15 protein-coding genes and 7 tRNA genes are annotated in these 21,164 nt (G+C 52.9%); 4 read left to right on the top strand and 18 right to left on the bottom strand.

Annotated elements, in window-relative coordinates:
- Positions 1-375 precede the first annotated feature (375 nt).
- The 5 genes from lnt to miaB form a co-directional block, all read right to left on the bottom strand.
- Positions 376-1,914, bottom strand: coding sequence for an apolipoprotein N-acyltransferase (gene lnt / locus DK872_RS04010; protein ID WP_107146316.1), 1,539 nt, complete (start codon positions 1,912-1,914; stop codon positions 376-378).
- Positions 1,915-1,919: 5 nt separating this feature from the next.
- Positions 1,920-2,798 (bottom strand): CNNM family magnesium/cobalt transport protein CorC, encoded by an 879-nt coding sequence (corC, locus tag DK872_RS04005; protein ID WP_007373865.1) that lies wholly within the window; start codon positions 2,796-2,798, stop codon positions 1,920-1,922.
- Between the two features lie 96 nt (positions 2,799-2,894).
- Positions 2,895-3,362, bottom strand: coding sequence for an rRNA maturation RNase YbeY (gene ybeY / locus DK872_RS04000; RefSeq protein WP_007373866.1), 468 nt, complete (start codon positions 3,360-3,362; stop codon positions 2,895-2,897).
- Positions 3,359-4,405: a PhoH family protein gene (locus DK872_RS03995; protein WP_007373867.1), complete on the bottom strand. Its 1,047-nt coding sequence runs from the start codon at positions 4,403-4,405 to the stop codon at positions 3,359-3,361. Before DK872_RS03995 ends, ybeY begins: the two co-directional genes overlap by 4 nt.
- Positions 4,406-4,546: 141 nt before the next feature.
- Complete coding sequence (miaB, locus tag DK872_RS03990) at positions 4,547-5,971, bottom strand: tRNA (N6-isopentenyl adenosine(37)-C2)-methylthiotransferase MiaB (protein WP_043954278.1); 1,425 nt, start codon at positions 5,969-5,971, stop codon at positions 4,547-4,549.
- A gap of 171 nt (positions 5,972-6,142) precedes the next feature.
- On the opposite strand from miaB, the gene ubiF reads away from it, so the two are divergent.
- Entirely contained in the window at positions 6,143-7,315 is a 1,173-nt protein-coding gene (gene ubiF, locus DK872_RS03985; protein ID WP_161518045.1) for a 3-demethoxyubiquinol 3-hydroxylase, read from the top strand.
- A 50-nt stretch (positions 7,316-7,365) separates the two neighbouring features.
- Here the strand turns inward: ubiF and DK872_RS03980 are convergent, their stop codons facing one another.
- The 13 genes from DK872_RS03980 to nagB form a co-directional block, all read right to left on the bottom strand.
- Entirely contained in the window at positions 7,366-7,950 is a 585-nt protein-coding gene (locus DK872_RS03980) for a hypothetical protein (protein ID WP_007373870.1), read from the bottom strand.
- Between the two features lie 118 nt (positions 7,951-8,068).
- Positions 8,069-8,143 (bottom strand) — tRNA-Gln (locus tag DK872_RS03975).
- A 33-nt stretch (positions 8,144-8,176) separates the two neighbouring features.
- Positions 8,177-8,251, bottom strand: a tRNA-Gln gene (locus tag DK872_RS03970).
- A 45-nt stretch (positions 8,252-8,296) separates the two neighbouring features.
- Positions 8,297-8,373 (bottom strand) — tRNA-Met (locus DK872_RS03965).
- Between the two features lie 28 nt (positions 8,374-8,401).
- Positions 8,402-8,476 (bottom strand) — tRNA-Gln (locus tag DK872_RS03960).
- A gap of 38 nt (positions 8,477-8,514) precedes the next feature.
- Positions 8,515-8,589 (bottom strand) — tRNA-Gln (locus tag DK872_RS03955).
- A gap of 22 nt (positions 8,590-8,611) precedes the next feature.
- Positions 8,612-8,696, bottom strand: a tRNA-Leu gene (locus DK872_RS03950).
- A 9-nt stretch (positions 8,697-8,705) separates the two neighbouring features.
- A tRNA-Met gene (locus DK872_RS03945) sits at positions 8,706-8,782 on the bottom strand.
- A gap of 221 nt (positions 8,783-9,003) precedes the next feature.
- The gene (gene asnB, locus DK872_RS03940) at positions 9,004-10,668 is read right to left on the bottom strand and encodes an asparagine synthase B (RefSeq protein ID WP_007373871.1); all 1,665 of its coding nucleotides are present in this window, start codon (positions 10,666-10,668) and stop codon (positions 9,004-9,006) included.
- 256 nt (positions 10,669-10,924) lie between these two features.
- Positions 10,925-11,677, bottom strand: coding sequence for an HAD-IIA family hydrolase (locus tag DK872_RS03935; RefSeq protein WP_007373873.1), 753 nt, complete (start codon positions 11,675-11,677; stop codon positions 10,925-10,927).
- 41 nt (positions 11,678-11,718) lie between these two features.
- A complete protein-coding gene (locus DK872_RS03930) occupies positions 11,719-12,939 on the bottom strand; it encodes an N-acetylglucosamine repressor (RefSeq protein WP_161518044.1) in 1,221 nt (406 codons plus the stop codon).
- A 9-nt stretch (positions 12,940-12,948) separates the two neighbouring features.
- Positions 12,949-14,097: an N-acetylglucosamine-6-phosphate deacetylase gene (nagA, locus tag DK872_RS03925; protein ID WP_007373875.1), complete on the bottom strand. Its 1,149-nt coding sequence runs from the start codon at positions 14,095-14,097 to the stop codon at positions 12,949-12,951.
- 62 nt (positions 14,098-14,159) lie between these two features.
- Positions 14,160-14,960 (bottom strand): glucosamine-6-phosphate deaminase, encoded by an 801-nt coding sequence (gene nagB, locus DK872_RS03920; protein WP_007373876.1) that lies wholly within the window; start codon positions 14,958-14,960, stop codon positions 14,160-14,162.
- Positions 14,961-15,311: 351 nt separating this feature from the next.
- On the opposite strand from nagB, the gene nagE reads away from it, so the two are divergent.
- The 3 genes from nagE (at position 15,312) to chiP (ending at position 21,140) form a co-directional block, all read left to right on the top strand.
- A complete protein-coding gene (nagE, locus tag DK872_RS03915) occupies positions 15,312-17,333 on the top strand; it encodes an N-acetylglucosamine-specific PTS transporter subunit IIBC (protein WP_007373877.1) in 2,022 nt (673 codons plus the stop codon).
- 295 nt (positions 17,334-17,628) lie between these two features.
- Positions 17,629-19,296 (top strand): glutamine--tRNA ligase, encoded by a 1,668-nt coding sequence (glnS, locus tag DK872_RS03910; protein WP_007373878.1) that lies wholly within the window; start codon positions 17,629-17,631, stop codon positions 19,294-19,296.
- Positions 19,297-19,742: 446 nt separating this feature from the next.
- Positions 19,743-21,140 (top strand): chitoporin, encoded by a 1,398-nt coding sequence (gene chiP, locus DK872_RS03905; protein ID WP_007373879.1) that lies wholly within the window; start codon positions 19,743-19,745, stop codon positions 21,138-21,140.
- The last annotated feature ends 24 nt before the right edge of the window (positions 21,141-21,164 follow it).

The raw sequence follows: 21,164 nt of genomic DNA, 5'->3' as shown, positions 1-21,164 counted from the left end.
TGTTTTTTATAGACTGCGACATTTTCGTGCAGTGTCGTGTGTGTTTGTTACATTTAGTCTGGCTTAATGTAAAGATTTTGCTGCGGTATTGTTTATTTTTGCGAGGCGCGCCGCACCGTTTAAAGGCAAAAATCTTCCATTGCACCAAACTGGTGCCGCTAATGTTCCCTGCCGGTGCGACTCTGTTGCACATAAGCGGATTTCATAGCTGCCTGATATGTATAAGCAAATGGCATGCCAGAAACGACTGGATGACTGCGAAGATGGGGGGCCTTTAGGAAGCGTTGCCGGATGGCGGCTATGCCTTATCCGGCCTACGGTGTGTGAATTGTCGGCCGGATAAGCGAAGCGCCTTTCGGCGCTTAAAAGAGCAGATTAACGGCGGCGCTGGCGCAGGCTCATGATCACGGCGGCAAAGCCGAAGAGGGCGGAGAGGATCCACACCGGCCAGTTACCTGCGCGTGCGTATGGTGTCAAACCGGATGTCGGCGTGACGCTGGTGGTGAGCACCTCGCGGGTAAACTGCGGGATCATCGCCTGAATCTCGCCCTGTGGGCCGATCACTGCGGTGATGCCATTGTTGGTACTGCGCAGCAGAGGACGCGCCAACTCCAGCGCGCGCATACGCGCCATCTGGAAGTGCTGCCACGGGCCGATAGACTTGCCGAACCACGCATCGTTAGAGATGGTCAGCAGGAAATCGGTATCCGGGCGGAAGTTATCACGCACCTGCTCGCCAAGAATGATCTCGTAGCAGATAGCTGCCGTCAGCTTCAGACCGTGCGCCGTCAGCGGCGGTTGTACATACGATCCGCGGCTGAATGAGGACATCGGCAGATCGAAGAACGGCGCCAGCGGGCGCAGAATCGACTCCAGCGGTACGAATTCGCCAAACGGTACCAGATGGTTCTTGTTATAGCGATCGGATGAACTGTAGCTGTAGGCGCTGTCTTTACCCAGCGTGATAATGGTGTTGTAGGTATCGTAACGGTTTTGTTGATTCAGCCGCGCATCGACAATACCGGTGATAAGCGTACTGTCATGCGCCCGCAGCAGATCATCCATGGCGGTTAAAAAGCGCTGTTGATTAATTTCCAGATCCGGAATGGCGGACTCCGGCCAGATGATCAGTTGCGATTTCCCCATCACCTGCTCAGTGGCGTCGCTGTAGATTTTCAGCGTGTTGAACAACTGCTTTTCGTCCCACTTCAGCGCCTGGGGAATATTGCCCTGTACCAGCGAAACCTGCGTGGTGCGCTGTGGCAGCAACTGATACCACTGGATATAGCGTAGCGGGAACGGCAGGGCGAACAGCAGCACCGCAATCACTAACGGATGCCAGCTTTTGTTCACCAGCGCCAGCACCAGTAAGCCGCTAACTACCATCAGCAGGAAGTTGATGGCTTCGACGCCCATCAGTGGCGCCAGCCCTTTCAGCGGGCCGTCGATCTGGCTGTAGCCGAACTGCAGCCACGGGAACCCGGTCAGCACCCAGCCGCGCAAAAATTCGGTAATTTGCCATACCACGGGGGCGGCGACAGCCACGCGCAGCCAGCTGGTTTGCGGCCAAAGGCGTGACAAAATCCCGGCGAACAGACCGGTATACAACGACAAATAGGCGGCCAGCAGAACCACCAGGAAAACGTTGACCGGGCCAGGCATACCGCCGAACTGCGCAATACTGACGTAAACCCAGTGCACGCCGCTACCAAACAGCCCCAGCCCCCAGAAATAACCAATCCAGGCGGACTGTAGCGGTCGACGATTGAGGGTTAATCCTTGCAGGCCCATCAGAGAGATAAGAGCTGCAGGCCAGAAGTCATAAGGAGAAAAAGCCAGCGTTCCGCTGGCTCCGAATAACAGCGCCAGCAGCAGACGCACGCGCTGGCGCTCAAACAGTGAGGCAAATACCATTTACATTACTCATCCAGTTTCGGTTGCGGCGAATCATCCGGCATTCTGACATGGACCTGAATAATACGTCGGCTGTCGGCCATAGCGACTTTGAATTGGTAACCATCAATGTCAATCGCTTCTCCGCGCGCCGGGAGATGACCAAACGCCTGCATCACCAGCCCGCCGATGGTGTCCACTTCTTCATCGCTGAAGTGGGTGCCAAAGGTCTCGTTGAAGTCTTCAATCGGCGCTAGTGCGCGCACTGTCCAGGTATGACGGCTGAGCTGGCGGAAGTCGATATCCTCTTCTTCGTCGTACTCATCTTCAATTTCGCCGACGATCAGCTCCAGAATGTCTTCAATCGTCACCAGACCGGAAACACCACCAAACTCATCAATCACGATAGCCATATGGTAGCGCTGGGAACGGAACTCTTTCAGCATGCGATCCACACGCTTACTTTCCGGTACCACCACTGCCGGGCGTAACACCTTTTCCATGCTGAAGGCTTCGGCATCGCTGCGCATAAAAGGCAGCAAATCCTTGGCCATCAGAATCCCTTCGATATGATCTTTGTCTTCGCTGATCACCGGGAAGCGCGAGTGGGCAGACTCGATAATGACATCGAGGCATTCGTCCAGCGTCTGGTTGCGTTTCAGGGTGATCATTTGTGAACGGGGGATCATGATGTCGCGCACGCGCTGGTCCGCGATATCCATCACCCCTTCAAGCATGTCGCGCGTATCGTTGTCGATAAGCTCGTTCTGCCCGGAGTCTCGGATCAGAGCCAGTAATTCGTCACGGTTTTTTGGTTCGCCGTGGAAAAGCTGACTCAGTAAAAGGGAGAAGAATCCCTTCTTGCTGTTGGTTGTGTCGCTACTGTGTGAGTTATCGTCGCTCATGGCGTCGTGTGGGTTCTCATGTTGGTTAATTTGTCGCTCGTCACGCGTAAACTCAGCGCCGGACGGCAGTTAAGAGTGGATGCGCAGGCTTTCCGGTTACTCTTTCTCGGAAATGTACGGATCCTCATAGCCCAGAGCAAGCATTATCTCTGTCTCGATCCCTTCCATTTCTTCCGCTTCATCGTCTGCAATATGGTCGTAACCGAGCAGGTGTAAACTACCGTGCACAACCATGTGCGCCCAGTGCGCATCCAGCGGTTTACCTTGCTCCTGCGCTTCCTGTTCCACCACCTGGCGGCAGATAATCAGATCGCCGAGCAGCGGCATTTCGATGCCGGGCGGCGCTTCAAAAGGGAATGACAGCACATTGGTCGGCTTATCTTTCCCGCGATAAGTCAGATTCAGTTCGTGGCTTTCCGCGCTGTCGACCAGGCGAATGGTGACTTCCGCTTCTTCCTGAAACTGCGGGATAACCGCGTCCAGCCACTTCTGAAACTGCGCTTCTTCCGGCAGGCCGCTGTTATCTTCACACGCCAACTGTAAATCGAGGATCACCTGACTCATTTCTGTTCCTGCTCCTGCGCTTCGCGCTTACGTTCGGCAGCCAGTTCTGCTTTACGTTTCTGTTCGGCTTCTTCCCAGGCCTCATAGGCGATAACGATGCGGGCAACAACCGGATGGCGGACCACGTCTTCGCTGTGGAAGAAGTTAAAGCTAATTTCATCGACATTCGCCAGCACTTCAATCGCATGACGCAGACCGGATTTGGTATTGCGCGGCAGGTCGATTTGCGTAATGTCGCCGGTGATCACCGCTTTCGAGTTAAAGCCGATACGCGTCAGGAACATCTTCATCTGCTCGATGGTGGTATTCTGGCTTTCATCAAGAATAATGAAGGCGTCGTTTAATGTCCGCCCGCGCATGTAGGCCAGCGGGGCGACTTCAATGACGTTGCGCTCAATCAGTTTCTCCACGCGTTCGAAACCGATCATTTCAAACAGCGCGTCATACAGCGGGCGCAGGTATGGATCCACTTTCTGGCTGAGATCGCCTGGCAGGAAGCCCAGTTTTTCCCCTGCCTCAACCGCCGGACGCGTCAGCAGAATACGGCGCACTTCCTGGCGCTCCAGCGCATCCACCGCCGCCGCAACCGCAAGGTAGGTTTTCCCCGTACCGGCCGGGCCTACGCCGAAGGTGATGTCGTGATCGAGAATATTGGCGACGTATTGCGCCTGGTTTGGCGTACGCGGTTTAATCACACCACGCTTGGTTTTGATATGGATAGCTTTGCCGTATTCCGGCACGCTCTCGGCGCTTTGTTCCAGCACGCGGGCTTCTTTGATCGCCAGATGAATTTGTTCCGGTTCGATGTCCTGCGTCTGGCCGCGCATTGGCGCAGTATCGACATACAGCGTGCGCAGAATGTCGGCCGCAGCGTTGACGCAGATTTCGCGTCCGGTGAGTTTGAAGTGATTATCGCGACGGTTGATTTCTATGCCCAGTCGCCGCTCCAGTTGTTTGATGTTGTCGTCAAACGGGCCGCACAGACTTAGCAGGCGTGTGTTGTCCGCTGGCTCAAGGGTAATTTCACGCGTATCTATGTTCAAACTGTTCCTCTTTTCAGTGTGTCGCGGGCTCTGCCCATCAGGGAATTATTCACGGCATATTAAGAAGTCGCAAGCTTAGCGCATGATGTTGGGGCAGGCAGGGGAAAAGCAAGGCCTGCCAGAAATGGCAGGCCAGTGGCATTACGGCTGGTACGTGCCAACGCCGAGGTCGTTCTCTTTACGCGTACGGGCGATTACCGATTCCGGGGATTCCACGACGCGCAGACCCATTTCGTCTTCGGTACGGACCAGTACGCCGCGCAGGGAGTTTGGATAGACATCAACGATTTCCACATCGACGAATTTGCCGATCATCTCTGGCGAGCCTTCAAAGTTCACCACGCGGTTATTTTCGGTACGACCGGACAGTTCCATGATGTTCTTGCGTGAAGTGCCCTCTACCAGAATGCGCTGGGTAGTGCCGAGCATACGCCGGCTCCAGGCCATCGCCTGCTGGTTAATGCGCTCCTGCAGAATATAGAGGCGCTGTTTTTTCTCCTCCTCCGGTACATCGTCCACCATATCGGCGGCCGGTGTCCCCGGACGTGCAGAGAAGATAAAGCTGTAGCTCATGTCGAAATTGACATCGGCGATAAGCTTCATCGTCTTTTCGAAATCGTCGGTGGTTTCGCCAGGGAAGCCAACGATAAAGTCGGAGCTTATCTGGATATCCGGGCGCGCCTCACGCAGCTTGCGAATAATTGCTTTATATTCCAGCGCAGTGTGCGTACGACCCATCATGTTCAGCACACGGTCGGAGCCGCTCTGCACCGGCAGATGCAGGAAGCTCACCAGCTCTGGCGTATCACGGTAGACATCAATGATATCGTCGGTGAATTCAATCGGGTGGCTGGTGGTGAAACGGATGCGGTCAATACCGTCGATCGCGGCGACCAGACGCAGCAGTTCCGCAAAGGTACCGGCGCTACCGTCGAAGTTCTCACCGCGCCAGGCGTTAACGTTCTGACCGAGCAGGTTCACTTCACGCACGCCCTGCGCCGCCAGTTGAGCGATTTCAAACAGGATGTCGTCAGATGGGCGGCTCACCTCTTCACCACGGGTGTAAGGCACCACGCAGTAAGTGCAGTATTTGTTGCAGCCTTCCATGATAGAGACAAAGGCGGTCGGACCTTCGGCACGCGGCTCCGGCAGACGATCGAATTTTTCAATTTCCGGGAAGCTGATATCGACGACCGGGCTACGGTTGCCGCGCACGGAGTTGATCATCTCCGGCAGGCGATGCAGAGTTTGCGGCCCGAAAATAATGTCAACGTAGTGGGCGCGCTGGCGAATGTGATCGCCCTCCTGAGAAGCTACGCAGCCGCCAACACCGATAATCAGATCGGGGTTTTTCTCTTTCAGCAGCTTCCAGCGACCCAGCTGATGGAAAACTTTTTCCTGAGCCTTTTCGCGGATCGAGCAGGTATTGAGCAGCAGCACATCCGCCTCTTCCGCCACTTCGGTCAGTTGATAGCCGTGTGTGGCATCCAGCAGATCGGCCATCTTCGATGAATCGTATTCGTTCATCTGACAGCCCCAGGTTTTTATGTGGAGTTTTTTAGTCATCGACTTGCTCTTGCTTAAGTTCATATACACCGAGTATGACGGGTATAAGCCAGGATTGCAGGCCGCGTATTGTAATGCTTTGGTCGCGTGCTGACCAGTATGACGGATGTCAGACGCAAGGGAGAAAAAATCCGGTAAACTTAAGGGATTCTCGTTTAAGGAAAATTAGCCATGACACATCACACTGAAGTCGCCGTCGTTGGCGGTGGCATGGTCGGCGGAGCGCTGGCGCTGGGGCTGGCGCAACATGGATTTACCGTTACGGTAATTGAGCAGCATGCGCCGCCCGCGTTTGATGCGACGGCGCAGCCGGATGTGCGTATTTCGGCGATTAGCGCCGCATCGGTGGCGTTGCTGCGCGGGTTGGGTGTCTGGGAACGTGTGCAGGCGATGCGCTGCCACCCGTATCGCCAGCTGGAAACCTGGGAGTGGGAAAACGCCCATGTGATATTTGACGCCCGCGAGCTGAAATTGCCGCTGCTCGGTTATATGGTTGAAAACAATGTCCTGCAACGTGCGCTGTGGGACGCGCTTGAGGCGCATCCGCAGGTCACGTTACGTGTGCCCGCGGCACTCAGCGGATTACATACGGATGGTGATCATCACCAACTGACCTTCGAAGAGGGCGAGCCGTTAACGGCGAAGCTGGTGGTTGGCGCGGATGGCGCTAACTCCCGCGTTCGGCAGGCGGCCGGAATTGGCATTCACGCCTGGCAGTATCAGCAATCCTGTATGTTGATTACCGTTGAGTGCGAAGCTGAGGCAGGCGAGAGCACCTGGCAACATTTTACTCCCGATGGGCCGCACGCCTTTTTACCGCTGTTTGGCAACTGGGCCTCGTTGGTATGGTATGACACGCCTGCGCGTATTCGCCAGTTACAGACGCTGACTATGGCGCAGTTGGAGCAGGAGATCGTTCGCAACTTTCCTCCGCGACTGGGGCGCGTGAAGCCGGTTGCGGCGGCGGCATTCCCGCTGGCGCGCCGTCATGCGTTGCAATATGTTCGCCCTGGCCTTGCGCTGGTGGGCGATGCGGCACATACCATTCATCCGCTGGCCGGGCAGGGCGTCAATCTGGGCTATCGTGATGTTGATGCCTTGCTGGAAGTGCTTACCGGGGCACGTACGCACGGCGAAGCCTGGGCCAGTCACGCGATTTTAAAACGCTATCAGACGCGTCGAATGGCGGATAACTTTATTATGCAAAGCGGTATGGATCTGTTCTATGCCGGGTTCAGCAACAACCTTGGCCCGGTCAGGTTGTTGCGTAATATTGGTCTGATGGCGGCGGAGCGTGCCGGAGTGCTGAAACGTCAGGCGCTGAAATATGCTTTAGGACTATAGATGTTAACTTTGTGCCGCGAGTATCCAGTGTTCGCGGCCTTTGATTCGCATTAGCGTAACGAAAGCAGTACATCCAACGCAGTACGCACGCGCATTTTCTGCTGGAAAAAAGCCTGATAGCCGTCAGCCGCTTCAACATGTTGCAATGCCCATGCACCGGCGCGCATATCGCGCATTGTTGTCAGTGTATGGTAGATCGGCAGCAGCAGAAGTATAAATGCCGCTACTGCTGCGATCCCTGCATAGCTCGTCCACTCAATTTCCCGCGTCTGCTGTATCAACAGTCCTAAGGTCATTAACTGCAAAATGAGCCGGGCAATAAAGCCCCGCCAGTAGAATTGCTGAAGACGTTCTGGCGTATGAAAACAGGGGTTTTTAAGCGAAGCGCGTTGCTCTTCCAGCGGAATGCCTTGCATGTAAACTTTCCAGTTAGATATTTCGCTGAGCAGCGTGGCCTGGCCATGTTGGCTGAGCGTGTGCAGTCGCATCGAAACCAGCACCGGAAACACGAGACCCATCAGCAGACCATACAAAAAGGGTGCGGAGAGGCCGAAAAAAGCCAGTGCCAGGCAAAATACACCTAACAGAATGTAGAGTGGGGAGTAGAGTGGGAAGGCTGTTGTCTGGTAGTTCATGATGTCATCCCTGCTGAGTAATGGTTTAAATTACCACTGATTTTGACGGGATACTCGCTACCAATTCCGGGGATGAAAAAACAAAAAAGCCCGCCGAAGCGAGCTTTTTTGCATTAAGTGGCTGGGGTACGAGGATTCGAACCTCGGAATGGTGGAATCAGAATCCACTGCCTTACCGCTTGGCGATACCCCAAATGTGCGCCCGCAAAAGCAGACGTCTTTGAGATGGCTGGGGTACGAGGATTCGAACCTCGGGATGGTGGAATCAGAATCCACTGCCTTACCGCTTGGCGATACCCCAACAAATCTTTCAGGTTTAATACGCTAAAGTACTACACCTTAAATATGGTGGCTACGACGGGAATCGAACCTGTGACCCCAGCATTATGAGTGCTGTGCTCTAACCAGCTGAGCTACGTAGCCAAATTTTACTGCTTACCCAGTCATCGACTGGCTGGGGTACCTGGATTCGAACCAGGGAATGCCGGTATCAAAAACCGGTGCCTTACCGCTTGGCGATACCCCAACGACTGACGCGTTTACACGCAGGAGTCGAAGAAGAGATGGCTGGGGTACCTGGATTCGAACCAGGGAATGCCGGTATCAAAAACCGGTGCCTTACCGCTTGGCGATACCCCATCCGTGCAACACCTGTTGGGAATGGTGCGGGAGGCGAGACTTGAACTCGCACACCTTGCGGCGCCAGAACCTAAATCTGGTGCGTCTACCAATTTCGCCACTCCCGCAAAAAAAGATGGTGGCTACGACGGGAATCGAACCTGTGACCCCAGCATTATGAGTGCTGTGCTCTAACCAGCTGAGCTACGTAGCCATCTTTTTTTCGCGTTACCTTATCGGCGTTGCGGGGCGCATTATGCGTATTGGGCCTTACAGCGTCAATACCTTTTTCATCGAAAATTGCCGTAATGTGACTGTTTGGTTAGGTTGCGAACAGCATGGATGCTTTATTCAACAAAATTCGAATTTATTCATGAAATCAGTGATACAAAAAAATACGGACCCCTCAGGGCCCGTAAGAATAACCGCCACTTATTAATAAGCGGACTGGTGAATACCCACAGCGCGACCTGACGGATCGTTCATGGTTTTGAATGCTTCATCCCACTCGAATGCTTTAGCCGAAGAGCAGGCAACAGACGGACCGCCAGGTACGCATTCTGCTGCGCTTGGCAGCGGGAACAGCTCTTCAAAGATTTCGCGGTACAAATACGCTTCTTTTGACGCTGGCGTGTTGTAGGGGAAGCGGTAGCTGGCGGTCGCCAGTTGCTGATCCGTCACCTGCTGCGCCGCCACTTCTTTCAGCGTATCGATCCAACTGTAACCTACACCGTCGGAGAACTGCTCTTTCTGGCGCCACGCCACGCTTGCCGGCAGATAGGATTCAAAACATTCGCGCAGAATGTGTTTTTCCATTTTGCCGTTGCTGCCGCACATTTTGTCCTGCGGGTTGATGCGCATTGCCACGTCGAGGAATTTCTTATCAAGGAACGGAACGCGTGCTTCAACACCCCAGGCCGACATCGCTTTGTTTGCACGCGCACAGTCAAACATATGCAGCGCTTGCAGTTTACGTACGGTCTCTTCATGCAGTTCTTTGGCATCCGGCGCTTTATGGAAGTAGAGATAGCCGCCGAATACTTCATCGGAACCCTCGCCGGAGAGCACCATTTTGATACCCATCGCTTTGATTTTACGCGACATCAGGTACATCGGGGTTGAAGCGCGAATAGTCGTCACATCATAAGTTTCGATGTGATAGATAACGTCACGGATCGCATCCAGACCTTCCTGCACGGTGAAGTGAATTTCGTGGTGCACGGTGCCGAGATGGTTAGCCACTTCCTGCGCGGCTTTCAGATCCGGCGCGCCTTTCAGGCCAACAGCAAAGGAGTGCAATTGTGGCCACCAGGCTTCAGAGCGCTCCTGATCCTCAACGCGACGAGCAGCGAATTTCTTGGTGATAGCTGAAATGACAGAAGAATCCAGACCGCCGGAGAGCAGCACGCCGTACGGCACGTCTGACATCAGATGGCTTTTCACCGACTCTTCCAGCGCCTGGCGCAGCTCGGCTTTATCCGTCACGTTATCTTTTACAGCGTCATAGTCAAACCAGTCGCGCTGATAGTAAGAACGGATTTCACCGTCTTTGCTCCACAGGTAGCTGCCTGCCGGAAACTCTTTAATCGTGCGGCAAACCGGTACCAGCGCTTTCATTTCTGAGGCAACATAAAAGTTGCCGTGCTCATCGTGACCCATGTACAGCGGAATAATACCGATATGGTCGCGGCCAATCAGATAAGCATCTTTTTCACTGTCATACAGGGCGAAAGCAAACATCCCCTGCAAATCGTCGAGGAATTCCGGACCTTTCTCCTGATACAGCGCCAGGATCACTTCACAGTCGGAACCGGTCTGGAATGCATAACGATCGCCGTATTCTGCGCGTAAAGCCTGATGGTTATAGATTTCACCGTTAACCGCCAGCGCATGCGTTTTTTTCTCGTTATACAGCGGCTGCGCGCCTGCGTTGACGTCAACAATAGAGAGACGCTCATGGGCCAGAATGGCTTTGTCACTTGCATACACGCCGGACCAATCCGGGCCGCGGTGGCGCATCAGACGGGATAATTCCAGCGCTTTTTTACGTAATTCTGCTGCGTCGGTTTTAATATCCAGTACGCCAAAAATTGAACACATAGACTTCTCCGTTAACCTTGAGGGCATTGCTGTAATGTTGTGTGCTTGCATTCAAAATGCCGCAAAAGCGCAGGGGCGCGCAAGCCTTTTGCGAGCGTAAACTTAAAAAGTGCAATAGTGATTATCGAATGCTGAAAAAAGAGTACAGATTGAACTCTGTTATTGATGAATCATTAAAATAAAGCGCTTTTTATTGAATGGCGTTGTTTTTTATCAGGCTCAAAATGAAAAACCACGCCCGAAGACGTGGTTTCTGTCAGATAACATCGATTTCCGCGACGGAGGGGTAAATCCACGAAGGGCGAAACGGCATGGCGTCAATATCATCAATTTGTGAAACGCCCGAGAGCACCAGGATGGTCTCCAGACCGGCCTGAAAACCGGCCAAAATATCGGTACGCAGATTGTCGCCGACAATCACCGTCTGCTCCGAGTGTGCCTGCATCGTATTCAGCGCGGCGCGGATGATCCACGGGCTGGGTTTGCCGACGTAAAACGGTTTACGGCCAGAAATTTTTTCGATACCAGCACACAGCGCGCCGCACGCAGGGTAAAAACCGCGCCCGTGGGTGTCCGGGTTGGTGGCGATAAAGCGTGCGCCATTGGCGACAAAGAAGGCCGCTTTGTGCATCATTTCCCAGTTATAGGAGCGGGTTTCGCCGACGATGACAAAATCCGGATTGATGTCGGTAATGGTAAAGCCTGCTTTATAAAGCTCATGGATCAGCGCGCCTTCACCAACAACATAGGCTTTTTTCCCTTCCTGACGCTTGAGAAAATCCGCGGTAGCCATGGCCGAGGTATAAAAGACGCTGGCGGGTACATCAATACCGGCGGAAATAAAGCGGTTCGCCAGATCCTGGCCGGTCTGAGAAGGGTAATTCGTCAACAGCACCAGCGGCATTCCTTTCTCAAGGATGCGCGTAATGAACTCTGCCGCGCCAGGCACCGCTACGTTATCGTGCATCAGCACGCCGTCGATATCACAGATTACATTCTGAATGGTCATGGACTGTCCGGATAAAAATGAAGTAATAACTATAAACCCTGTCAGATTTCCAGCAAACGTTGCAGCAGCAGACCGTTCAACATGGCGCGTTTCACCAGCGCGAATGCGCCGATAGCCGAGCGATGATCCAGCGTGGAGGGCACCACCGGCAGGTTTTTGCGAAACGCTTTCAGCGCCTGGGTATTAATGCAGGCTTCAATGGCGGGGAGCAGGACTTTGCTGGCCTCAACAATCTCGCCTGCGATCACGACTTTTTGTGGATTAAACAGGTTGATGGCAATCGCAATGGTTTTGCCAAGATGACGGCCGACATATTCGATCACTTCACAGGCCAGCGCGTCGCCTTTATTTGCGGCTTTACAGATCGTTTTAATTGAACAATCGTCTGGCGTGAGGCGGCTTTGATAGCCCTGTTCCAGCAGATGGCGCACGCGCTGTTCAATGGCAGCATTGGCGGCTATCGTCTCCAGACAACCGAAGTTACCGCAGTGGCAACGTTCACCCAGCGGCTCGACCTGCACGTGACCGATCTCGCCTACGTTACCGTTACGACCAATAAAAATACGCCCGTTGGAGATGATTCCGGCGCCGGTGCCGCGATGCACGCGCACCAAAATAGAGTCTTCGCAGTCCTGACTTGCCCCAAAATAGTGCTCAGCAAGTGCCAGACTGCGAATGTCATGACCAACAAAACAGGTCAATTTAAAGCGTTTTTCCAGCGCTTCCACCAGCCCCCAGTTTTCGACCTGGATATGCGGCATGTAACGGATGACGCCGCTTTCCGGATCGACCAGCCCCGGCAGGATGACCGAAATGGCGATCAGTTCGCGGATCTTACGCTGGCTGGTTTCAATAAACAGGCTGATGGTATTAAGCAGCGCATGCTCGAGTGTTTCCTGGGTGCGTTCCGGTAAAGGGTAGTGCTCTTCAGCCAGCACTTTGCTGCTCAGATCATACAGCGTCAGCGTAGTGTCATAACGACCAAGACGCACACCGATAGCCTGAAAATTGCGGGTTTCGGTGACGATGGAGATGGCGCGGCGGCCTCCGGTGGAGGCCTGTTGATCGACTTCTTTGATCAACCCGCGTTCAATCAGTTGACGCGTGATTTTGGTCACGCTGGCAGGAGCAAGCTGGCTTTGTTCGGCAATCTGAATGCGCGAAATGGGGCCATGTTGATCAATCAGGCGGTAAACCGCCGCGCTGTTAAGCTGTTTTACGAGGTCAACGTTACCAATTTGAGCCTGTCCGCCTGATGTCATACTTTCTCTTTATACAGTGACGACCTCGTTGCCATTAACGATGGTCTTGATGATTTTATAATCGCGTGTGAACGCGGTCAGGTTCGCCACTTTGCCGATGGCGAGGCTGCCTAAGCGGTTATCAACGCCAATGGCGCGAGCGGGGTAGAGTGTTGCCATACGCAGCGCTTCGTCCAGTGCGATGCCGACATGCTCTACCAGATTGCGAACCCCTTCAATCATTGTCAGGGAGGAACCGCTCAGCGTTCCGTTTTCGTCCACACACAACCCATTCCGGTAGTATATTGTTTTGCCAGCAAAAATAAATTGTTCAATGTTTGCACCCGCTGGCGCGGTCGCGTCGGTCACCAGGCAAAGTTTGTCACCTTTCAGACGCTTAGCGTTACGGATATTAACGTAATCGACGTGCAACCCGTCTGCAATAACGCCACAGTAAACATCCGTATCATCGAGCACCGCGCCAGCCAGACCCGGCTCACGACCGGTGATGTATGGCATGGCATTATAAAGGTGCGTCGCAAAAGTGATCCCGGCGCGGAATCCGGCTTTCGCTTCTTTCAACGTGGCGTTAGAGTGCCCGGCGGAAACCACAATCCCTGCATCCGCCAGTTGACGAATGACTTTGTCGCCCGCCATTTCCGGTGCCAGCGTTACCTTGGTGATAACATCGGCGTTCTGGCACAAAAAATCGACCAGTGCAGGTTCCGGTTTACGCACAAACGCCGGGTTATGGGTGCCTTTTTTAACGATATTCAGCCACGGCCCTTCCAGATGAAGGCCGAGCGCCTGATTCGGATATTTCTCCAGGTAATCGCGCATCACCTGCACGCCCTGTTTCATTAATTCATCGCTGGTGGTGATCAGTGTCGGCAAGTAGCTGGTGCAGCCGGATTTTTCGTTCGCCTGCTGCATTATCTCCAGCGTTTTTACGCTTACCGCTTCTGCGGTGTCATTAAACTGTACGCCGCCGCAGCCGTTAAGCTGCACGTCGATAAATCCGGGGGCCAGAATGGCGCCATTCAACGAGCGTTGTTCGATTCCCGTCGGCAACTCGTCCTGTGGGCAAAGACGTTCAATCAGGCCATTGGCAATCACAACCGCGTGATTATCCAGAATTTCATGGCCGGTGTAGATTCGGCAATGGGTTAAAGCATACATAACGACCCCCGGTTACAAATGTGTACCGCTCCGTAGTCATCCCTTGTGGAGCGGAAACTGAATTACAGACCTTTGATGTTTTCTGCTTCTAACTCGTTGAAGTATTTCAGCGTTTTAACTTTCAGCTCCATCGTGGACGGTTCATCGCAGACGATGACTGCTTTCGGATGCAGCTGCAGGCAACTAATGGTCCACATATGGTTTACGTTGCCTTCTACTGCCGCCTGCAGAGCCTGCGCTTTCACGCCGCCAAGTACCAGGATCATCACTTCCTCTGCGTCAAGCAGCGTGCCCACGCCGACAGTCAGCGCGTATTTCGGCACCAGGTTCACATCGCCGTCAAAAAAGCGAGAGTTCGCCACGCGAGTGTCATGAGTCAGGGTTTTAATGCGCGTTCGTGAAGCCAGAGAAGAGGCCGGTTCGTTAAACGCAATGTGCCCGTCGTTACCTACGCCGCCCATAAACAGGTGAATTTTGCCGTAGGAACGGATTTTTTCTTCATAGCGGCGGCATTCTGCGTCAATATCAGGCGCATTGCCATCCAGCAGGTTAATATTTTCTGCCGGAATATCAACGTGATCAAAGAAGTTGCGGTGCATAAAGCTATGGTAGCTTTCCGGGTGCTCTTTCGGCAGGCCAACATATTCGTCCATGTTGAAGGTGACAACGTGCTGGAAACTAACCTGGCCTGCTTTGTGCATCTCAACCAGCGCTTTGTAAGCGGTGAGCGGCGTACCGCCGGTTGGCAGACCAAGGATAAACGGACGATCTGCCGTCGGTTTGAATGCGTTGATACGATTTACGATATGGCGGGCTGCCCATTTTCCGACTTGTTCAGCTGTCGCCAGGGGAATCAGTCTCATTGTTCACCTCAAAAGTTAAATGAATAAAGTTGGCGGAATGCTTACTGGCTCGGTGTTAAGCGTAACCTGAATTCGTTACAGAGAGGGAGCAGTCCGTCTTGATATTTTTGATCATAAAATAAGTTTTACTTGTTTGCTAGCATTCGGGAGGCTTATTGACGATAGTTAGTGACTCTTATCACAAAAAAAATGCTTTTAATTTGCGAGGCGAATTAATTTTTCACACACTCTGCAAGGTAGTGAAAAAATAGCCTGTAGGGTAGTGAATAAATAGCCGTGATTTCAGGTTAGTTACACAATAAAAAACGACTGTTTCAGTGAGCTCACGATGGGTTCATAGGGGGAATAAAAGTGAGTATTCTAGGTTATTTACAAAAGATTGGCCGTGCGCTGATGGTGCCTGTCGCCACTCTGCCTGCGGCGGCGATACTGATGGGTGTCGGCTACTGGATTGACCCGGTTGGCTGGGGTGGACAAAACGCACTGGCGGCGTTTTTCATCCAGTCCGGCTCTGCCATTATCGATAACATGGGCGTGCTGTTCGCGGTGGGTGTCGCTTACGGTATGTCCAAAGATAAAGATGGCGCTGCTGCGCTTGCTGGTTTTGTCGGCTTCCTGGTATTAACCACGCTGTGTTCACCTGCTGCGGTTGCCATGATCCAGAAGATTCCGGCGGATCAGGTTCCTGCTGCGTTCGGCAAAATCAAAAACCAGTTTATTGGTATTCTGGTCGGGATTATTGCCGCCGAACTTTATAACCGCTTCAGCAATGTCGAATTGCCGAAAGCGCTCTCCTTCTTCAGTGGCCGCCGTCTGGTGCCGATCCTCACATCGTTTGTGATGATCGTGGTCGCTTTCATCATGATGTTTATCTGGCCGGTCGTATTTAGCGGTCTGGTGGGTTTTGGTGAACATATCCAGAAAATGGGGTCAATCGGTGCGGGTGTCTACGCCTTCTTTAACCGTCTGCTGATCCCGGTTGGTCTGCATCACGCGCTGAACTCCGTGTTCTGGTTCGATGTTGCTGGCATCAATGACATTCCTAACTTCCTTGGCGGCGCACAGTCTATCGAAGCTGGTAAAGCGGTTGTTGGCGTCACTGGTCGTTACCAGGCGGGCTTCTTCCCGATCATGATGTTCGGTCTGCCTGGCGCGGCGCTGGCGATTTACCACTGCGCTCGTCCGGAAAATAAAGCCAAAGTACTGGGCATCATGATGGCCGGCGCGTTTGCCGCGTTTTTCACCGGTATTACCGAACCGCTGGAATTCTCCTTCATGTTCGTGGCGCCGGTATTGTATGTCATCCACTCGATCCTGACCGGTATCTCTGTTTTCATCGCTGCGAGCATGCACTGGATTGCCGGTTTCGGCTTTAGTGCGGGTCTGGTGGATTTGGTGCTCTCTTCGCGTAACCCGCTGGCAACCCAGTGGTGGATGCTGATCCCGCAGGGGCTGGTGTTCTTCGTTATCTACTATGTGATCTTCCGCTTCACGATCACCAAATTCAACCTGCTGACGCCGGGCCGTGAGCTGGCTGTTGCCGGTGACGAAACCGATGGTCAGGATGTAAACGTAAGTGCGGATACCGAGCAGGATGTGAGTGGGCTGGCGCGTCAGTATATTGCCGCAGTTGGCGGTACTGATAACCTGACCGGCATTGATGCTTGTATCACCCGCTTGCGTCTGAACGTGAAAGACTCTGCACTGGTGAACGATGCGCTGGCTAAACGCCTGGGCGCAACCGGTGTTATCCGTCTGAACAAAACCAGCGTGCAGATCATCGTTGGTTTTGTGGCGGAAAAAATCGCCAATGCGATGAAGACCACCGGCCATGTTCCGGCTGCAGGTAATGCAGCGCCAGCCGCTGCACCCGTGGCGAGTGTTAAGCCTCAGGCCGTACCGAACGCAACAGTGATTGCTGAACTGGTATCACCAGTAACGGGTGAACTGGTTGCGCTGGATCAGGTGCCTGATGAAGCTTTCGCCAGCAAAGCTGTTGGCGACGGTGTGGCGGTGAAACCAACTGAAAGCATTGTGGTTTCTCCGGCAGCGGGCACCATCGTTAAAATCTTCAATACTAACCACGCATTCTGCCTGGAAACCGAAAAAGGCGCTGAAATCGTTGTGCATATGGGCATCGATACGGTGGCGTTGGGCGGCCAGGGCTTTACGCGGTTGGTGGAAGAAGGCGCAGAAGTTGTGGCGGGCCAGCCAATACTGGAAATGGATCTGGCGTACCTCAATGCGAATGCCCGCTCAATGATTAGTCCGGTTGTCGTCAGCAATATCGATGACTTTAGCGGTCTGGTTATTAAGGCGCAGGGTCAGCTTGTTGCCGGTCAGACGCCGCTGTATGAGATTAAAGGCAAGTAGTTGCTCCTGAGTAAGCATTAATGCCTTAAGCGGCGGGGGAGAACCTCCGCCGCTTTTTTTTGCCCCGCACTTAATCAATGCCATACTGCAGCCGCTTTATTACAAGGGATACCATGAAGCGGATGTGCTTTTGACTCTGTTTGCCACTGTTTCAGAGAGGCTGCCCACGCGCACAAGCCATAGCCGATTACCTTTCCAGCGGGCAACGCTGATTTGTATAAGTAAAGGTTGTTTCCTGCGCCCTGTTATTAGATCATATGCCGTTATACGTTGTTTACGCCTTGAGGAACCCGTGATGAGTGAGGCAGAAGCCCGCCCGACTAACTTTATTCGCCAGATCATTGATGAAGATCTGGCCAGTGGTAAGCACACTACCATCCATACCCGTTTTCCGCCGGAGCCGAATGGCTACCTGCACATCGGCCATGCGAAATCTATCTGCCTGAACTTCGGCATCGCACAAGATTACCAGGGCCAGTGCAATCTGCGTTTTGACGACACCAACCCGGCGAAAGAAGACATCGAATACGTTGAATCAATCAAAAACGACGTGCAATGGTTGGGCTTTCACTGGTCTGGCGACATCTGCTACTCCTCGGATTACTTCGACAAGCTGTACCAGTATGCGATCGAGCTGATCAACAAAGGTCTGGCCTATGTTGACGAGCTTTCTGCTGATGAAATCCGTGAATATCGCGGTACGCTGACTCAGCCGGGTAAAAACAGCCCGTTCCGCGATCGCAGTGTAGAAGAGAACCTGGCGCTGTTTGAGAAAATGCGTGCAGGCGGCTTTGAGGAAGGTAAAGCATGCCTGCGTGCGAAGATCGATATGGCATCGCCGTTTATCGTGATGCGCGATCCGGTGTTGTATCGCATTAAATTTGCAGAACATCACCAGACCGGCAACAAGTGGTGCATCTACCCGATGTACGACTTTACCCACTGCATCAGCGATGCGCTGGAAGGCATTACGCACTCCCTGTGTACGCTGGAATTCCAGGACAACCGTCGTCTTTATGACTGGGTGCTGGATAACATCACCATTCCGGTTCATCCGCGCCAGTACGAGTTTTCGCGTCTGAATCTGGAATACACCGTGATGTCGAAGCGCAAGCTGAACCAGTTGGTCACTGAGAAGCATGTGGAAGGCTGGGATGACCCGCGTATGCCGACCATCTCCGGTCTGCGCCGCCGTGGTTATACTGCCGCTTCCATCCGTGAATTCTGTAAACGCATTGGCGTGACCAAGCAGGACAACACTATCGAAATGGCTTCGCTGGAATCCTGTATCCGTGAAGATCTTAACGAGAATGCGCCGCGTGCAATGGCAGTTATCGATCCGGTGAAACTGGTTATCGAAAATTATCCGCAGGGCAGCAGCGAAATCGTCACCATGCCGAACCATCCGAATAAACCGGAGATGGGCACGCGTGAAGTGCCGTTTAGCGGCGAGATCTGGATCGATCGCGCAGATTTCCGTGAAGAAGCGAATAAGCAATACAAACGTCTGGTGCTGGGCAAAGAAGTGCGCCTGCGCAACGCGTATGTAATTAAAGCTGAGCGCGTGGAGAAAGATGACGAAGGCAATATCACTACCATTTTCTGCTCTTACGATGCGGACACTCTGAGTAAAGATCCGGCTGATGGGCGTAAAGTGAAAGGTGTGATCCACTGGGTAAGCGCGCAGCATGCGTTGCCAGTAGAAATCCGTCTCTATGATCGCCTGTTCAGTGTACCGAACCCGGGCGCGGCGGATGATTTCCTTGCCACCATCAATCCGGAATCGCTGGTGATCAAGCAGGGTTATGCTGAACCCTCTCTGAAAGAGGCGCAGCCGGGTAAAGCGTATCAGTTCGAGCGCGAAGGTTATTTCTGCCTCGACAGCCGTTATGCAAGCGCTACCAAAGCAGTCTTCAACCGCACAGTCGGGCTGCGCGATACCTGGGCAAAAATGGGTGACTGATTAAGTCAACCACGGACTATCAGCTTAAAACGCCGCGAACTGCGGCGTTTTTTTTTGCTTATTCATTAGGCCATTATCACACAATATATTCGCGTCGCGAATTAATGTCGTCTCTTATTGATGTTGACTTAACCTATAGAAAAAGATCGCAAATAGATAATTTTAGCTAAATATAAGATGTAATCGCTAACAAAAGGCATTATATGCTATTTAATTGCGTTAAAATTAATCATTTAACCGGTCTATGTAATTTGTTTCAAAACACTACCAATTATGTGCACTTCATCATAATCCTGCATTTTGCCCACTAAAAAGCATTGATAATTCGCGTCGCGAAAAATAGTCTTAACCCGGTAGTTACTTCGGGGGTATTTCATAACTACCTAAACTTTTTGCTTTTTTTCTCGCCGTCGCGGCGGTTTATATGCGTCCAGAAGGAATCACTCATGCGTATGTTTAGTGGTAAACGTAGTGCACTGGCACTGGCTATTACCAGTGTCACAGCAATATCGGGCTGGGTTGTATCTCCACAGGCTCATGCAGCAGGTTTTATCGATGATTCCACGCTCACGGGCGGTATCTATTACTGGCAGCGTGAACGTGACCGCAAAGATGTTCTGGAAAATAAATACAAAACTAACCTTTCTCACTCGACCTGGAACGCCAATCTGGATTTCCAGTCTGGCTATGTCGCGGACATGTTCGGTCTGGATATTGCGGCTTTTACCGCGATTGAAATGGCAGAAAACGGCGACAGCGCGCATCCGAACGAAATTGCTTTCTCCTCCAGTAACAAAGCCTACAAAGAAGACTGGTCAGGAGATAAAAGCGGAATCAGCCTGTATAAAGCCGCCGCGAAATTTAAATATGGCCCGGTCTGGGCGCGCGCGGGTTACATTCAGCCAACCGGCCAAACGCTGTTAGCGCCGCACTGGAGCTTTATGCCGGGCACCTACCAGGGGGCGGAAGCCGGGGCGAATTTTGATTACGGCGATGCAGGTGCGCTGAGCTTCTCGTATATGTGGACCAATGAATACAAGGCGCCGTGGCATATCGAGATGGATAAGTTTTATCAGAACGACAGAAAAACCAAAGTCGATTATCTGCACTCGCTCGGCGCGAAATATGACTTCAAAAACGATCTGGTGCTGGAGGCCGCATTTGGCCAGGCGGAAGGCTACGTCGATCAATACTTCGCTAAAGCCAGCTACAAATTTGACGTGGCAGGCAGCCCGCTCAGCACCAGCTACCAGTTCTACGGCGCCCGCGACAAAGTCAGCAATGGCGGCGTGAACGATATTTACGACGGCACTGCATGGCTGCAAGCGTTGACCTTTGGCTACAAAATTGGTCAGGTTGATTTGCGTCTTGAAGGCACCTGGGTCAAAGCTGACGGTCAGCAAGGATACTTCCTGCAACGTATGACGCCAACCTATGCGTCATCCAACGGACGCCTCGATATCTGGTGGGATAACCGCTCTGACTTTAATGCCAATGGTGAAAAAGCTCTCTTCTTCGGCGCGATGTATGACCTGAAGAACTGGAACCTGCCTGGCTTTACGGTCGGCGCCTCTTACGCCTATGCGTGGGACGCGAAGCCGGCTGATATGGCAACACCGGATGCGTATTACGATCCAAACTACCGCCTGAAAGAATCCGCTTACAGCCTTGATGCGATCTATACCGTTCAGGATGGTCGCGCCAAAGGCACGATGTTCAAGCTGCACTTTACCCAATACGACAACCATTCTGACATTCCGAGCTACGGCGGCGGCTATGGCAACATCTTCCAGGATGAGCGCGACGTGAAATTTATGGTTATCGCACCATTCACCATCTTCTGATGCGTTTGCCGGGTTATGCCCGGC

The organism is Kosakonia sp. MH5 (assembly GCF_009935945.1).
Lineage (GTDB): Bacteria > Pseudomonadota > Gammaproteobacteria > Enterobacterales > Enterobacteriaceae > Kosakonia > Kosakonia radicincitans.
This window is presented reverse-complemented; position numbering and strand designations above follow the sequence as displayed.

Bases quoted from the DNA above. Each gene is read 5' to 3' on its own strand.
- lnt (WP_107146316.1), bottom strand. From the start codon at position 1,914: ATGGTATTTGCCTCACTGTTTGAGCGCCAGCGCGTGCGTCTGCTGCTG.
- corC (WP_007373865.1), bottom strand. From the start codon at position 2,798: ATGAGCGACGATAACTCACACAGTAGCGACACAACCAACAGCAAGAAG.
- ybeY (WP_007373866.1), bottom strand. From the start codon at position 3,362: ATGAGTCAGGTGATCCTCGATTTACAGTTGGCGTGTGAAGATAACAGC.
- miaB (WP_043954278.1), bottom strand. From the start codon at position 5,971: ATGACTAAAAAACTCCACATAAAAACCTGGGGCTGTCAGATGAACGAA.
- ubiF (WP_161518045.1), top strand. From the start codon at position 6,143: ATGACACATCACACTGAAGTCGCCGTCGTTGGCGGTGGCATGGTCGGC.
- DK872_RS03980 (WP_007373870.1), bottom strand. From the start codon at position 7,950: ATGAACTACCAGACAACAGCCTTCCCACTCTACTCCCCACTCTACATT.
- asnB (WP_007373871.1), bottom strand. From the start codon at position 10,668: ATGTGTTCAATTTTTGGCGTACTGGATATTAAAACCGACGCAGCAGAA.
- DK872_RS03935 (WP_007373873.1), bottom strand. From the start codon at position 11,677: ATGACCATTCAGAATGTAATCTGTGATATCGACGGCGTGCTGATGCAC.
- DK872_RS03930 (WP_161518044.1), bottom strand. From the start codon at position 12,939: ATGACATCAGGCGGACAGGCTCAAATTGGTAACGTTGACCTCGTAAAA.
- nagA (WP_007373875.1), bottom strand. From the start codon at position 14,097: ATGTATGCTTTAACCCATTGCCGAATCTACACCGGCCATGAAATTCTG.
- nagB (WP_007373876.1), bottom strand. From the start codon at position 14,960: ATGAGACTGATTCCCCTGGCGACAGCTGAACAAGTCGGAAAATGGGCA.
- glnS (WP_007373878.1), top strand. From the start codon at position 17,629: ATGAGTGAGGCAGAAGCCCGCCCGACTAACTTTATTCGCCAGATCATT.
- chiP (WP_007373879.1), top strand. From the start codon at position 19,743: ATGCGTATGTTTAGTGGTAAACGTAGTGCACTGGCACTGGCTATTACC.